Annotated in this window: 11 protein-coding genes and 1 tRNA gene; 5 read left to right on the top strand and 7 right to left on the bottom strand. The window is 67.8% G+C overall.

The features are described 5' to 3' along the window. Positions 1-98: 98 nt before the first annotated feature. Entirely contained in the window at positions 99-2,159 is a 2,061-nt protein-coding gene (locus ASF31_RS05135) for a lytic transglycosylase domain-containing protein (RefSeq protein ID WP_235551250.1), read from the top strand. Here ASF31_RS05135 and ASF31_RS05140 read toward each other — a convergent pair. Genes ASF31_RS05140 through ASF31_RS05155 form a run of 4 tightly spaced genes read right to left on the bottom strand, consistent with a single transcriptional unit; the run spans position 2,153 to position 5,317 of the window. Beyond that, positions 2,153-2,908 (bottom strand): ABC transporter ATP-binding protein, encoded by a 756-nt coding sequence (locus tag ASF31_RS05140; RefSeq protein WP_055753641.1) that lies wholly within the window; start codon positions 2,906-2,908, stop codon positions 2,153-2,155. The two genes, ASF31_RS05135 and ASF31_RS05140, sit on opposite strands and share 7 nt — an antisense overlap. Further along, the gene (locus tag ASF31_RS05145; protein WP_055753642.1) at positions 2,905-3,894 is read right to left on the bottom strand and encodes an iron ABC transporter permease; all 990 of its coding nucleotides are present in this window, start codon (positions 3,892-3,894) and stop codon (positions 2,905-2,907) included. Before ASF31_RS05145 ends, ASF31_RS05140 begins: the two co-directional genes overlap by 4 nt. Next, positions 3,891-4,691: an ABC transporter substrate-binding protein gene (locus tag ASF31_RS05150; RefSeq protein WP_055753643.1), complete on the bottom strand. Its 801-nt coding sequence runs from the start codon at positions 4,689-4,691 to the stop codon at positions 3,891-3,893. Before ASF31_RS05150 ends, ASF31_RS05145 begins: the two co-directional genes overlap by 4 nt. Beyond that, positions 4,688-5,317 carry a TetR/AcrR family transcriptional regulator gene (locus tag ASF31_RS05155; protein ID WP_055753644.1) on the bottom strand — a complete coding sequence of 210 codons (630 nt, stop codon included), beginning with the start codon at positions 5,315-5,317 and terminating at the stop codon, positions 4,688-4,690. Before ASF31_RS05155 ends, ASF31_RS05150 begins: the two co-directional genes overlap by 4 nt. Before the next feature lie 204 nt (positions 5,318-5,521). On the opposite strand from ASF31_RS05155, the gene ASF31_RS05160 reads away from it, so the two are divergent. From ASF31_RS05160 to ASF31_RS05170, 3 genes are read left to right on the top strand one after another with little or no spacing between them, the layout of a single operon-like run. Beyond that, positions 5,522-6,838: a glycosyltransferase family 2 protein gene (locus ASF31_RS05160; RefSeq protein WP_055753645.1), complete on the top strand. Its 1,317-nt coding sequence runs from the start codon at positions 5,522-5,524 to the stop codon at positions 6,836-6,838. A gap of 18 nt (positions 6,839-6,856) precedes the next feature. Then, positions 6,857-7,768 carry a class I SAM-dependent methyltransferase gene (locus ASF31_RS05165; RefSeq protein ID WP_055753646.1) on the top strand — a complete coding sequence of 304 codons (912 nt, stop codon included), beginning with the start codon at positions 6,857-6,859 and terminating at the stop codon, positions 7,766-7,768. Beyond that, positions 7,765-8,562 (top strand): RNA methyltransferase, encoded by a 798-nt coding sequence (locus tag ASF31_RS05170; RefSeq protein ID WP_055753647.1) that lies wholly within the window; start codon positions 7,765-7,767, stop codon positions 8,560-8,562. Before ASF31_RS05165 ends, ASF31_RS05170 begins: the two co-directional genes overlap by 4 nt. On the opposite strand, the gene ASF31_RS05175 is transcribed toward ASF31_RS05170, so the two are convergent. Continuing rightward, positions 8,559-9,836 carry an MFS transporter gene (locus ASF31_RS05175; RefSeq protein ID WP_055753826.1) on the bottom strand — a complete coding sequence of 426 codons (1,278 nt, stop codon included), beginning with the start codon at positions 9,834-9,836 and terminating at the stop codon, positions 8,559-8,561. The genes ASF31_RS05170 and ASF31_RS05175 overlap by 4 nt on opposite strands. Positions 9,837-9,892: 56 nt before the next feature. Next, positions 9,893-12,319, bottom strand: coding sequence for an ATP-dependent helicase HrpB (hrpB, locus tag ASF31_RS05180; RefSeq protein ID WP_055753648.1), 2,427 nt, complete (start codon positions 12,317-12,319; stop codon positions 9,893-9,895). A 145-nt stretch (positions 12,320-12,464) separates the two neighbouring features. Between hrpB and ASF31_RS05185 the strand changes: the two genes are divergently transcribed. Beyond that, positions 12,465-14,039 carry an amino acid permease gene (locus tag ASF31_RS05185; protein WP_055753649.1) on the top strand — a complete coding sequence of 525 codons (1,575 nt, stop codon included), beginning with the start codon at positions 12,465-12,467 and terminating at the stop codon, positions 14,037-14,039. 122 nt (positions 14,040-14,161) lie between these two features. On the opposite strand, the gene ASF31_RS05190 is transcribed toward ASF31_RS05185, so the two are convergent. Then, positions 14,162-14,246 (bottom strand) — tRNA-Leu (locus ASF31_RS05190). Positions 14,247-14,364 lie beyond the last annotated feature (118 nt).

Below are 14,364 nucleotides of genomic sequence, written 5' to 3' on the forward strand. Positions count from 1 at the left end.
GGACGATGGATGGATGTTCATCGCCTTTGCAATGAGCGCGGGACGTTAGGTCGCCAGCGGCTCCGCCGCAACCGGATTGAATGAGAACAGGACAGATCATGATAGCGACCAGTCTGGCGGCGGCCCTCGCCGTCCTTGCGCCGAACCCGCAGGACGCCCTGCCAACCCAGCCTGTTCCCTACGCCTCGGCGTCTTCGTCCGTGCCCGGCTATTCCGCCACCTATCAGGGCCGCGTGCTGAATGATCAGGACACGGCGCTGTTTCGCCAAGGCCTCGCCGCCGCCCGCGCCCGCGACGTCTTCGGCGCCCAGTCCGCCATGTCCCAGATCCGCGACGCCTCGGCGCGCAAACTGGTCGAATGGGCGCTGATCGACACCTCGGGCGAGCAACTGTCCTATGCGGATCTGGCGCGCGGTCAGAGCGATCTCGCCGGCTGGCCACGCGGCGAATCACGGCGCGCCGCCGCCGAGAAGGTGCTGGACCGGTCCGGCATGGGCGCCGATGCGGCCCTGTCGCTGATGTCCGACGGCAAGCCCACCACCGTGGAAGGCGCCATCGCCTATGCCTCGGCCCTGGAGCAACGCGGTCGCCAGGACGAGGCCCGCGCCCTGGTCCGCGACTGGTGGCGCACCCGCTCGTTCGACGACGCGCCCCAGTCGCGCATTCTCGGCCGTTGGGGCTCCTGGCTGACGTCCGCCGATCACGAGGCGCGGCTGAACATGCTGTTGCTCGGTCCGCACGGCCCGGCGACGCGCAGCATGGTCAATCTGGTCTCGCCTGATCGCGCCGCCATCGCCAACACGGTCATGACCCTGCGCTCGGCCTACAGCCCCGACGCCGTCATCGCCAATCTGACGCCCGCGCAGGCGGCCGATCCTGCCGTCGTTCTGGAACGCGTGCGCCTCCTGCGGTCGCAGAACCGCCAGTCCGAGGGTTTCGCCCTGCTGGCCAATCTGCCGCCCGCACCCGCCCATACGGTTGGCGACAACACCCTGTGGAGCGAGCGTCGCAACTATTTCCTCGACGCCTTGCAGCAAGGCAACTGGCGCGCCGCCTATGACGCCATGAACGGTCACGGCTTCACCTCGGGCGACCGGATGGTGGATGCCGAGTTCTTCGCCGGCTGGGTCGCCCTGACCAAGTTGAACCAGCCCGAGGTCGCCGCCCGCCACTTCGAGGCCCTGCGTACCGCCTCCTCCACGCCGATCACCCAAGGCCGCGCCTTCTACTGGCTGGGCCGGGCCGCAGAGGCGCGCGGCGAACGCGACGCCGCCCTCGCCTACTATCGCAACGGCGCCCAGCACTGGCAGACCTTCTACGGTCAGCTGGCGGCCGAGAAGGCGGGCATGACCACGCTTCAGTTGCCGGGCGAACCCGTCCCGTCACAGTCGGACATCGCCCGCTTCGAAGGCAACGAGATCGTCCGCGCCACGCGCATCCTGGGCGAGACCGGCGAGACCAGCCTGCTGCGCGTCTTCGCCTATCAGCTCGATAACGACCTGCCGACCATCAACGACCTGGCCCTGCTGATGGATCTTTCGCGCGGCTATGGCGAAGGCTTCACCGCCATGATGGTCGGTCGCGCCGCCAGCCAGCGCGGCTTCGTCATGCCCGAGCGCATGTACCCCATCCGCATCCCGCCCCAGGTCGCCGGCGCCGCGCCGCTGGAGTTCACCCAGGCCATCACCCGCCAGGAATCCAGCTTCGACCCCCGCGCCCGTTCCGGCGCCGATGCGCGCGGCATGATGCAGTTCCTGCCGTCCACCGCCTCGGGCGTCGCGCGCCGCCTGGGCATGGGCTATTCGGCCGACCAACTCTGGGATCCCGACTACAACATGACGCTGGGCAGCTATCACCTGGGCGAGCTGATGGCGGCCAACAACGGCTCCATGCTGCTGGCGACTGTGGGCTACAACGCCGGACCCGCGCGCCCCAGCCAGTGGATCGCCCGCTGCGGCGACCCGCGCGGCGATGCGGTCAAGACGATCGACTTCATCGAATGCGCGCCCTTCACCGAGACGCGCAACTATATGATGCGGGTGATGGAGAACATGGCCGTCTACAAGGCGCGGCTGAACGGCGGAACGGCGCCGCTGACGCCGTCGGCCGACATTTCGCGCGGTTCGGCGACCGGCGCGCGGCCCTACGTCGCCTACTGAGCCCGGCGGGCCGCCAACAGCGGCCCGTTCGGCCCCTCGATCCAACCGCCGTCCAGCCCGAACACCTCGCGCAGGACGGCGGGTGCAAGCGCCTCCATCGGCGCGGCGTCGGCGACCACCCGACCTTGGTCCAGCACCACGACGCGATCCGCCACGGTCCCGGCCAGGGTCAGGTCGTGCAGGCTGACCAGCACCCCTGCCCCGCCGTCAGCGCGCGCCCTCAGCCGTTCCAGCACCAGCCGCTGCGCATCCGGGTCGAGCCCCGCGATCGGCTCGTCGGCCAGCAGCAGCGGCGCATCGACCACCAGAGCCCTGGCGAGCAGGACACGCGCCCGCTCGCCCCCCGACATTTCGGCAACGCCTCGATCCGCCAGATGACCGGCGCCCACCTCGTCCAGCGCCGCCCCGGCCCGCGCCAAGGCTTCGGCGCCCGACAGGAAGGGCGCGCCCAGGGCCGCCACCTCGACCGCCGGCAGGTTCCAGGCGATCCGCCGCTCTTGCGGCAGATAGGCCGCCCGTTCCGCCCGCTGACGATGGGACAGGTCTGCGATGGGCTTCTCGCCCAGCCTGACCTGACCGCCGGTGGTCGCCAACAGGCCCACGGCCGCACGAATAGCGCTGCTCTTGCCCGCCCCATTCGGGCCGCACAGGGCGACGACCTCGCCGGCCGAAACCGACAGATCGACCCCATCCAGAACGACAGCCTTGCCCAGCCGGGCCTGAACCTTCTCCAGCGACAACAGGCTCACAGTCGCCACTCCCGCGCTGCGCGCCAGGCGATCAAGGCGAACAGGGGCGCACCGATCAGGGCCGTGAACACGCCCAGCTTCAGCTCCTGATCCGTCGGCGTCAGCCGCGCCAGCAGGTCCGCCACGATCAGCATCAACCCGCCCGCCAGCGCTGAGGGCGCCAGGATACGCTTCGCATCGCTCCGCACCGCCGCCCGCACCAGATGCGGCGCGGCCAGCCCCACGAAGCCGATGACACCCGCCACCGCGACCGCCGCCCCGGTCGCCACCGCCGCCGCGATCAGGGCGAACAATCGAATTCGCCCCATGTTCAATCCCGACGTCGCCGCCCCCTCGTCGCCCAGGGTCAGCATCCGCAGGCCCGATCCCGACAGAGCGGCGAACACCGCCGCGACGATCACCGCAGGCGTCACCCAGGCCACATCGACCCAGCTTCGGTTCTGCACCGATCCCAAAAGCCACGACATCACCTCGGCCGAGGCGATCGGCGACGGCGACAGGTTGAAGATCAAGGCTGTCGCCGCGCCTGCGAAACTGGACAGGGCCACGCCGAACAGGATCAGTGCCTCCGGGGCCCGCATGGCCCTGGACGCCGCGATCAGCAGTCCGCCCGCCAGCGCTGCGCCCGCCAGGGCCGAAAGCTCGACCAGTCCCGGCACGGCCGCAGCGCCGAGGACGATGGCCAGCGCCGCACCCAAGGCCGCCGTCGCCGACACGCCCAGTACGCCGGGATCGGCTAGCGGATTGCGCAACAGCCCCTGCATCACCGCGCCTGCCAACCCCAGGGCCGCGCCGACGACTAGGGCGCAGACCGCGCGCGGCGCTCGCACCTGCCACAGCACCTCGGCCGGACCGGATGTCGGATCGCCGAAGGCAGCCGCATACTGATCGACGCTGAACGCCGTCTCGCCTGCCAGCACCGCCAGAGCCAGCGCCGCGACGATCAAACCGGTCAGAACCAGGCACAGCCGAACCGTTCTGTTCACGGTCGCCCCTTGGCCATCATCTCAACCGCTTCGGCGGCGAACCATGCGGGGCAGGTCAAGGTCGCGGCGGGCAGGCGCGCCGCCGTTCGGCCCTCGGCCGCCCGCGCGACAACCGGATGCCGCCCCGGTCCGCGCAGGTCGGCGCGCAGCTGATCGAAAAAGCCGAGCACAAATCGCACCGGCGGATTCATCGCGATCCGCTCGACGCTGAGTGCGCCAAAACCGGGCGCGGCCGACAGATTTCTAAATCCGGCCGCCCGCATCATTGCATCCATCAGCGTGCCTGGGCCCGCGGTGAAGCCCCCCGAGGTCAGATAGACTGCCCCCGGCGCCTCAGCCGCGCGCTTCACCGGCGCCGCTTTGGCCAACTTCCCGTCCATCTGTCGCTCTAACGCCTGTCCGCGCTCAGCGTGTCCCAGATCCCGCGCCACAGTCCGGATATTCCGTCGTACGCCCTCCAGATCAACCGCATCATCGATTGTGACCACCTTGACGCCGCGCTGCGTCAGCGCGGACAGCAGGCGCGGCTCGCCGCCCCAGTAGCGCACCACGACGTCAGGCTGAAAACCCACGGCGGCCTCAAGTGTCGGACGCAAACGCTTGTGACCGACAGCCTGCTGACGCAGCCAGGCGTCCGGATCGTCGGCGCGGGGCGACAGCGCGAGGTCCGCGTCCGGCGCCAAGGCCAGCACATATTGATCCGCGCATTGATCCAGCGCCATGATCCGCAAGGGCCGCGCCTCAGCCACGCTGCTGCTGAACGCCAGAGCCGCCAAGGCGACGCAGATACGCTTCATCCTTCGATCAGACCGGCGAACAGGGCGTCCAAAGTCGTGCGAACCAGCGCCTGCCGATCGGACCACGGGAAGTAGGGTTTGGTGATCGTGAGAGACACGATCCCATGCGCCGCAGCCCAGATCGCCTGGGCGATCGTGGCGGGATCGCCTTTCATGCGTCCGGCCGTCACGGCGTCGCTGACGGTCGCTTCCAATGTCGTGAACAGGCTGGAGCCGAGCTCGCGCGCCGCGTCCTGGGCGCCCTCTCGCGCCTCGACAGGTCTTGTCAGATAGATCAGGCGATAGGCGTTGGGATGGGCGAAACCAAAGTCGATGTAGCCCTCGATCATCCGCCGCAGCCGCTGCTCGGGCGGCGCGGCCTCATCGGCGACGGCGGCGTTTGATGCAATCAACCGGGCGAAGGCGTCACGGCAGATTTCCTGCAGGATCGCACCCTTGTCCGGGAAATGCATATAGAGCGCCGTCGACGACAGCCCGACCTCGTCCGCGATCTTGCGAATCGTCGCGCCTTCATAGCCGTGCTCGACGAAGATGCGCTCGGCCGCGGCCAGGATTTCGCCCCTACGCGAATGGCCTTCGCCCTTGGGCTTTCGGGTCGTGCGCGAGGCGTTCGAAAGTTCAGACAAGCCGCTGCTCCGGGTGAGGCGCCCTGAATAGCGACAATCCGTCCCGGACGCCAACCGACTTGCAGAACACGGTTGTTTCAAATAGCGATTAGGGGTTGTGGCGCTTTGGAGGCGGATGCGGTGAAGGATTGGGCGCATCCGGGGATCAGGCCCCGCAGAAACGGCGCCTCACGACGCACGTGGAGCGGTTTCCAGATCACGACCTTGATCCTGCTTACCCTGACCTCCGTTGTGGCGCTGATCCGCTGGCCGGAAACCGCTTTCGACGTCGCCTTGGTGTTGTTCCAAGCCGCCTTCGTCGTGTGCGCGCTGTGGAAGACCGTTATCGGCGTCGCCAGCCTGCGACGCCCCGCGCCGGTCCCGCGTCCGATCGAATGGCCGCGCTATACCATTCTGGCGGCGCTTTATGATGAGGCGGCTGTGGCCTCGCAGTTGATCGCCAACCTCAGCCGGATCGACTATCCGGCGCACAGGTTGGAGGCCTTCATCGTGTTGGAGGCGCATGATGACGTCACACTGGCCGCAGCCCAGGCGACGCCTAAACCGCCGTGGCTGAAAATCCTGATCGCGCCGCCGGGCAGTCCCCAGACCAAGCCGCGCGCTTTGAACTACGCCCTGGGCCACGCGCGAGGCGATCTGGTCACCATTTATGACGCAGAGGATCGACCGCATCCGCAACAACTCCGTCAGGCGGCGGCCCGCTTCGTCGCCCAGCCCCGGCTGGGTTGTCTTCAAGCGCCGCTGCGTATCCGAGCATCCGGCAAGACTGGCTCGTGGTTTTTAGATCGGCAGTTCGCCTTTGAGTATGCGGCCCTGTTCGAAGTGACCTTGCCGGGCATGGCGCGGCTGGGCCTGCCCTTTCCGCTGGGCGGCACCAGCAATCATATCCGCATGACGGCTCTGCGTGGAGCTGGCGGCTGGGACGCGCACAATGTCACCGAGGACGCGGACCTGGGCTTTCGGCTGTGGTCGATGGGCTGGAGGCTCGGCGCCATCGACAGTCCGACGTGGGAGACGCCGCCGGGCGCGATGGACCGATGGCTGCCCCAGCGCACCCGATGGCTGAAGGGCTATATGCAGACCTGGGGCGTGCATACGCGGCGTCCCAACGCCCTGGGCCGTCGCGGAAGCTTGTCGCTGGTCATGACCTTGGGCGCGGCGATCCTGTCGGCGGCCGCCCATGCCCCGACGCTGGCCTGGCTGGTTCTAGCCATCGCCGTCTGGGTCCTGTCCGGCACCCTGCCGCCCCTGCCTAGTGGCTCGCTGGGGGTGCTGGCGCTAGGCGTCATCGCTGCCTGGATGAGCTGTGCGGTTGGAGCACGACGCGCCGGGCTCGATTATAGACTGGGCGATGTGCTAATTGCGCCAGCCTATTGGGCGTTGCTCAGCCTCGCCTTCGTCCATGCGGCCTGGCGGCTGGCGGTCGAACCGCACGTCTGGGACAAGACCCCGCACGATCGCGACGATCAGATGCCGGAATTGACTGTCGTGGCGCTGGACGCTGGACGCGAGGCGGCCTGAGCGCCTATCAGCCCGACGATGGCGCCCGTCCTTTCCAAAACTCCCGAAACCCTCGTGACCTCCGGCTGGTCCGACTATGCCCTGCTGGACAGCGGCGACGGCAAGAAGCTGGAGCGGTACGGCCGCTACACCGTCGTTCGGCCCGAGCCGCAGTGTTTCTGGTCACCCCGCGATCCGAAAGCCTTCGAAAACGCGACAGCGACGTTCGATCCGCAGCAGGAAGAGGAAGACAGCGGTCGCTGGCGGTTCGACAAGCACGGCCCCATCGACGCCTTCCCTTTGAGATGGCGCGATGTGAAGTTCACCGGCCGCTTCACCCCATTCCGCCACCTCGCCTTCTTCCCTGAACAGGCGGCCAACTGGGAATGGCTGGACGGACGGGTGCGGGACTTCACACGTTCAGCCGGCCGCGCGCCGAAGATCCTGAACCTGTTCGGCTATACCGGCGTCGCCAGTCTGGCCGCGGCCGCCGCAGGCGCCGAAGTCACCCACGTCGACGCGTCCAAGAAGTCGGTCGCCTATGCCCGCGAGAACGCCGAGCAGTCGGGCCTGGCCCAGCATCCGATCCGGTGGATTGTCGAGGACGCCCGCAAATATGTCGCGCGCGAAGTTCGTCGCGGCTCAAAATACGATGGCGTCATTCTGGATCCGCCCAAATACGGGCGCGGCCCCACGGGGGAAATCTGGCGCCTGTTTGAGGACATGCCGGGTCTGCTCAAGGACTGCGCCGCCTTGCTGGCGGACGATGCCGACTTCCTGCTGCTGAACGCCTATGCGGCCCGCGTGTCCGGCCTGTCGCTGGCGCATCTGATGGTCGAGGCGACCCAGAATCGGGGCGGCCGGATCGACTGGGGTGAACTGGCCCTGTCCGAAGACGGCCCTGGCGCCCGCGCCATCGGCCTGTCCTTCTTCACACGGTGGAGCCGATGACCGAACGCGTCATCACCTCCCTGACCAACGACACGGTCAAGGGCGTCCGCGCCCTGCATATGCGCAAGGAACGCGACCTGACCGGCACCTTCCTGGCCGAAGGTCTGAAATTCATCGGCGAGGCGCTGGACCAGGGCCGTGCGCCCCGCATGCTGCTGATCGGCGATGACGCCCGTCCTCATCCGTTGCTTGACCGCGCCAAGGCCGCCACTCTCAAGGCTGGCGGCGATATCATCGTCGTCACCCACGCCATCCTTGAAAAGATCAGCCGCCGGGACAATCCGCAGACTGTGCTCGGCGTGTTCGAACAGGCCTATGCGCCTCTCGACAGCCTCAACCCCGCCTCGGCGCCCTGCTGGGTCGCGTTGGAGCAGGTGCGCGATCCGGGCAATCTGGGCACCATCATCCGCACGGCGGACGCGGCCGGTTGCGGCGGAGTCATTCTGATCGGCGATTGCGTCGATCCCTATTCAGTTGAGGCCGTGCGCGCGACCATGGGCTCGGTCTTCGCCGTCTCGATCACCAGGACGACGCCTGAGGCTTTCCTGACCTGGCGCAAGACCTGGCCCGGCAGCGTCGTCGGCACCCGTCTGGACGCCAAGGTTAGTCACCGCTCGGCGGTGATGAAACAGCCGTCGCTGATCCTGATGGGCAATGAACAGGCCGGCCTGACCGACGCCCTGGCCGCCGCCTGCGACGTCAACGTCAAGATTCCGATGCGCGGCCGGGCCGACAGCCTGAACCTGGCCATCGCCACCGGCATCATGGTCTATGCCGCGACGGACGAAGCCTAGCGCTTCTCCTCCGGCGCCACGCGGCCCATGCCCCACAGGGCCACGATGGTGATCAGGGCCGAAATCGCCAGATAGCCGCCGACGGCTCCCGGCCCGAATCGCTCGGCCAGCTTCAGCGCAATGTAAGGCGCAAGCGATGCGCCCAGGATGCCCGCCAGATTGAAGGCCATCGACGCGCCGGTGTAGCGCACCGGTGTCGGGAACGGCCGCGCCATGGCCGCGCCGATGGGGCCATAGGTGCAGCCCATCAGGGCAAACCCGAGCGCAAAGAAGATCAGAAGGCCGCTGAGGCCGCCTCCGAACAGTGGCGCGAACAGAAAGCCGAACAGGCCGATCCCAACCGACGAGGCGATCAGCACCCTGACCTGCCCGTATCGATCCGCCAGCAAGGCCGTCACCGGGATGAAGGCGGCGAAGAACAGCACGCCGATCAACTGGATGGGCAGCACGTCAGCCCGCGCCAGCCCCATTCCCGTCGTCGCCCAGCCGAGTGCAAAGACGGTCATCAGATAGAACAGGGTGAAGGTCGTCACACCGCTGAACGTCCCCAGAACCAGCGCCGCCTTGTGATGGGCGAACAGGGTGACGGCCGGCGCCTTGACCCGTTCGTCGCGATCCACGGCCTTCTGGAACTCGGGCGTTTCGCTGATCTTCAACCGCACCCACAGGCCGCCGAACACCAGTATGGCGCTGGCCAGGAAGGGAATACGCCAGCCCCAGCCCTCGAAAGCACTCTCGCTCATGGTCGAGGTCAGCACGATGAAGGATGTCGTCGACAGGATGAAGCCAATGGGCGCGCCCAACTGGGGGAACATGCCGAACCAGGCCTTCTTTCCGGGCGGCGCATTTTCGGTCGCCAGCAGCACCGCCCCGCCCCACTCGCCGCCCAAACCCAACCCCTGACCGAACCGGCACAGGGCCAGCAGCATCGGCGCCAGCAGGCCGACCTGCTGGTGCGTCGGCAACAGGCCGATGGCCACGGTCGACAGCCCCATGGTCATCAGGGCCGCGACCAGCGTCGCCTTGCGTCCCACCCGGTCTCCGAAATGCCCGAAGGCCAAGGCGCCGATGGGCCGCGCGAAGAAGGCGATGGAGAAGGTCGCGAACGAGGACAGCAGCGCCGTCCCCGGATCTTCGCCGGGGAAGAACAGCGTCGGGAACACCAGGACGGCCGCCGTGGCGTAGATGTAGAAGTCGAAGAACTCGATCGTCGTGCCGATCAGGCTGGCGAACAGCACGCGGCCGGTGGAGTTCTTCGGCAGGACATCGGACATCTTCTTCTCCCGGTTGTCCCAGCGATGCCCGTTTCCCGCCCGCCGCGTCAAGGCGATCAGGTGCCGCGCGGCTTGACCCGATTCGTCGCTTGCGCCTCGGCCGGGTTTTCCGGCCAAGGATGGCGGGGATAGCGGCCGCGCATCTCCGTACGCACCGCCGCCCATGAGCCAGACCAGAAGCGCGGCAAGTCCTTGGTGACTTGCACCGGCCGTCGCGCCGGCGACAACAGGGCGAGGGTCAACGGCATGCCGCCGACGGTCGGATGCGTCGTCACGCCGAACAGTTCCTGCACCCGAATATCCACGCGCGGCCCGCCCTCGGCGGCATAGTCGATGGCCGCCGAGCCCAGGGGCGTGACCAGACGCGGGGGCGCCAGCTCGTCCAGACGGCGTCGCAGATCCCACTGGATCAGGCTGCGCAGGGCTTCGGCCAGACGGCAGTCAGCTATCCCCTCCAGCGACTTGGCCCCTTCCAGCAAGGGCCACAGCCAGTCCTCGCGCGCCGTCAGCAGGGCGCCGTCCGATACGTCAGGCCAAGCCGGATCGCGCTCGTGCAGAAAGGCCAGCCGTGCGCGCAGGCCCGACGCCTGCTCGCCCCATTTCAGCGCACCAAGCCCGTCCGCCTCGACCTGGGCCCTGAGCGCGGCGGCCAGCGTCTTCGCATCCGGCGCACCGACGATCTTTTCATCCAGCACGATGGCCCCGATGCGCCGCGACCGGCGGATCACAGACCGCCCCGACGGCTCGCGCACCAGCCGATCCTCGACCGCGACTAGCCGCGCCAGATCGGCCTCGATCCGGTTCGCATCCAGTGCCGCCGCCAGTCGCACACGATCGCGTGCGTCGCCGCCGCCCAGTTCCGCCACCGCCAGCCAAGGTTCGCGCGCCAGATGATCCGTCGCCTCCAGCACCGCACCTCGCCCGCTGGCCAGCAACAGTTCGCCGGCCTTGCCCCGCGCCTTGGCGATCCGCTCCGGGAAAGCTTCCGCCAGCAGCAGGCCCGGATCGATCGTCCGACCGGACCCGCCGCCCGCCGCCCGCGCCCAGCGCTCCGCCAGCTTGATCGAATCGCGCGCTCTCTGCGTCCGATCGCGCTCCAGCCCAATCAGGCGATCCGCCAGATCGACGCTCGATCCACCCAGACCCGGCTCGCTCAATACGGCCGCGATCCGTGCGCCCGTCACCGCATTGCCGGCGTCGGACGCCACAGCCACCATATGGGCCAGCCGCGGCGACAGCGGGATCTTCGTCAGGCGCAGCCCGTGTTTCGACAGTCCGCCATCGGCACCCAGCGCCCCCAACCGTGTCAGCACCTTGCGCGCCTCGGCCATGGCCCCAGCTGGCGGCGGGTCAAGCAGGGCCAGCCCCTCCGCCGAGCGTGCGCCCCACCGGGCCAGGTCCAGGGCCAGCCCGGTCAGGTCCGCCTCCTGTATTTCCGGCCGTTGATGCGGGACCAACCCGCGCGTCTGTTCCTCATCCCACAGGCGGTAGCAGACGCCCGGCTCGGTGCGCCCGGCCCGGCCGCGCCTCTGTTCCGCGGAGGATCGGCTGACCTTGACCGTCGCCAGCCGGGTCAGGCCGCTGGAGGGTTCGAACCGCGGCACGCGCGACAGGCCGCCGTCTATCACGACCCGCACGCCTTCGATGGTCAGACTGGTTTCCGCAACCGAGGTCGCCAGCACCAGCTTGCGCCGCCCCACAGCCGCCGGTTCGATAGCCCGGTCCTGTTCGGCCCGGTCCAGTCCGCCATACAGGGGCACGACATCGATGTTCGGTAGCCGCAGCCGGTCGTTTACCAGCCGCGCGACACGATGGATCTCGCTCTGCCCCGGCAGGAAGACCAGCACCGACCCCGTCTCGTCCCCCAGCGCGGTCATACAGGCGCGCGCCACGGCCTCTTCGAACCGCTCGGACGGGTTTCGTCCCAGATACCGGGTCTCCACCGGCCAGGCCCGACCCAACGCCTCGATGACCGGTGCGCCGTCCAGCAGGCGCGAGACCCCGACCACATCCAGCGTCGCGGACATGACCAGCAGCCGCAGATCGTCACGCAGCAGCTTTTGCGTGTCTCTCGCCAACGCCAGCCCGAGATCGGCGTCCAGGCTGCGTTCATGAAATTCGTCGAATAAGACCGCGCCCACGCCGTCCAGCCCCGGATCGTCCAGAATCATTCGCGTGAAGACGCCCTCGGTAATCACCTCAATCCGCGTATTCGGCCCGATGCGGCTCTGCAGCCGGGTGCGATACCCCACCGTCCCGCCCGGCTGTTCGCCCAGGGTCGTCGCCATCCGCTCGGCCGCCGCCCGTGCGGCCAGGCGTCGCGGTTCCAGCACCAGCACCTTGCCCTCCAGCCAGGGCTGATTCAGCAGAGCCAGCGGCACGACCGTGGTCTTGCCCGCACCCGGCGGCGCCGCCAACACGGCCGTATTGCCCGCGCTCAGGGCGACTTTCAGCGGTTCAAGCACGGCGTGGATGGGCAGCATGCGTCGCCTCTAGCCTGCCGACGTGTGATCACGAAAGCGTCGTCGCGCCTTAACCACCCCGTCATGCGCGTTGCGCGCCGCCTCATCCGTCGCTAGCGTCCGCCCCAAGCAGCCGAGGGGCTGCATCAAAACGTGGGGGTATTTTATGTGGCGCGTTAAGTCGCTCGACGCGATCCTTGCCACGGCCGAGAAGAAGTCGCTTCACCGGTCGCTTGGTCCTATTCAACTGACGCTTCTGGGGATCGGGGCCATCATCGGCACCGGAATCTTCGTCCTGACCGCTTCGGCCGCCCAAAAGGCCGGACCGGGCATGATGATCAGCTTCGTCATTGCCGGCGCCGTCTGCGCGGTCGCAGCGCTCTGCTACTCCGAACTGGCGTCGATGGCCCCGGTTTCGGGCTCGGCCTACACCTACACCTATGCCGTTATGGGCGAACTGCTGGCCTGGACGGTCGGTTGGGCGCTGATCCTGGAGTACGCCGTGGCGGCCTCCGCCGTGTCGGTCGGTTGGTCGGGTTATGTGCTGGGGCTGATAGAACAGGGGCTGGGATTCGATTTCCCCGACCTCCTATCCGCCGGGCCGACCTGGTCGATGAACGGCTTCATCCCCACGCCCGACTTCTCGGCCGGGATCGTCAACATCCCCGCCATCGTCGTGGCCCTGCTGGTGACGGCCCTGCTGATGGTCGGCACCACGGAATCGGCCCGGGTCAATGCAATCCTGGTCGCGATCAAGGTCGTCGCCCTGACGGTCTTCATCGTCATCACCCTGCCCGTCGTCAAATCGGCCAACCTGTCGCCGTTCGCTCCCAATGGCCTGTTCGGCCAATATTCGGGGATGGGCATCGTCGGCGCCGCGGCCTCGATCTTCTTCGCCTATGTCGGCTTCGACGCCGTTTCGACGGCGGCCGAAGAAACCAAGAACCCGCAGCGCAACGTCCCCATCGGCCTGATCGGCTCTTTGGCCATCTGTACGGTCTTCTATCTGCTGGTCGCGCTCGGCGCCGCCGGCGCCATCGGCGCGCAGCCGGTTCTGGGCGCCGCCGGTGAAGCGGTCCAGCCGGGCTCGCCCGCCTTCGTCGCCGCCTGCGCCCTGCCTGCCAACGCCGAAATGCTCGTCTGCTCCAATGAGGCCCTGGCCCACGTTCTGCGCGTCGTCGGTCACCCCCAGATCGGCAACGCCCTGGGCACCGCCGCTCTCTTGGCCCTGCCTTCGGTCATCCTGATGATGATCTTCGGTCAGACCCGCATCTTCTTCGTGATGGCGCGCGACGGCCTGCTGCCGGAAGGCCTGACCAAGATCCACCCCAAGTGGAAGACGCCCTATATCGTGACCGCCGCCACCGGCATCGCGGTCGCCATCGCCGGCGCCCTGTTCCCGGTCGGTCAGCTGGCCGACATCTCGAACTCGGGCACCCTGTTCGCCTTCTTCATGGTGTCGATCGCGGTGCTGGTGCTGCGGGTCAAGGATCCGAACCGCAAGCGTCCGTTCCGTACGCCGCTGATCTGGGTGTTCGCGCCCCTGTCGGCGTTCGGCTGCGCCTTCCTGTTCTGGAACCTGCCGCACGACGCCAAGATGGTGCTGCCGATCTGGGGCGGCATCGGCCTGCTGATCTACTTCGCCTATGGCTATCGCAAGAGCCACCTGGGTCGCGGTCTGGTCGAGGTTCACGAAACCGACGGCGACGTTCCGCCGCCGCCCGTGCCGCCGATCCGCTAAGACGAAATGCGAGGCCTGTCGCACCGATCGCGGCAGGCCCATCTATCGGCCTCAAGTAGCCCCAAGGGCGATAGGCCAGGAATAAAGAAAGGCCCCGGAGCAATCCGGGGCCTTTTTTTTCTTGGTGCGGATGAGAGGACTCGAACCTCCACGCCTCTCGGCGCTGGAACCTAAATCCAGTGCGTCTACCAATTCCGCCACATCCGCATCGAGGTAGGACGGGCCTTCTAGGGGCGTTTCATCGTTGCGGCAAGAGCCAACGAACCGGAACAAACAGGGTCTGTGCGACACAATCCGGAGGGACCGCGTCACAAAATCCCCCACA

The sequence above is a fragment of the Brevundimonas sp. Leaf280 genome, from assembly GCF_001422455.1.
Taxonomy (GTDB): Bacteria; Pseudomonadota; Alphaproteobacteria; order Caulobacterales; family Caulobacteraceae; genus Brevundimonas.

Excerpts from the sequence above, each read along its gene's own strand:
- ASF31_RS05175 (WP_055753826.1), bottom strand. The coding sequence starts at position 9,836 with ATGTCCGATGTCCTGCCGAAGAACTCCACCGGCCGCGTGCTGTTCGCC.
- ASF31_RS05170 (WP_055753647.1), top strand. The coding sequence starts at position 7,765 with ATGACCGAACGCGTCATCACCTCCCTGACCAACGACACGGTCAAGGGC.
- ASF31_RS05150 (WP_055753643.1), bottom strand. The coding sequence starts at position 4,691 with ATGAAGCGTATCTGCGTCGCCTTGGCGGCTCTGGCGTTCAGCAGCAGC.
- hrpB (WP_055753648.1), bottom strand. The coding sequence starts at position 12,319 with ATGCTGCCCATCCACGCCGTGCTTGAACCGCTGAAAGTCGCCCTGAGC.
- ASF31_RS05135 (WP_235551250.1), top strand. The coding sequence starts at position 99 with ATGATAGCGACCAGTCTGGCGGCGGCCCTCGCCGTCCTTGCGCCGAAC.
- ASF31_RS05165 (WP_055753646.1), top strand. The coding sequence starts at position 6,857 with ATGGCGCCCGTCCTTTCCAAAACTCCCGAAACCCTCGTGACCTCCGGC.
- ASF31_RS05185 (WP_055753649.1), top strand. The coding sequence starts at position 12,465 with ATGTGGCGCGTTAAGTCGCTCGACGCGATCCTTGCCACGGCCGAGAAG.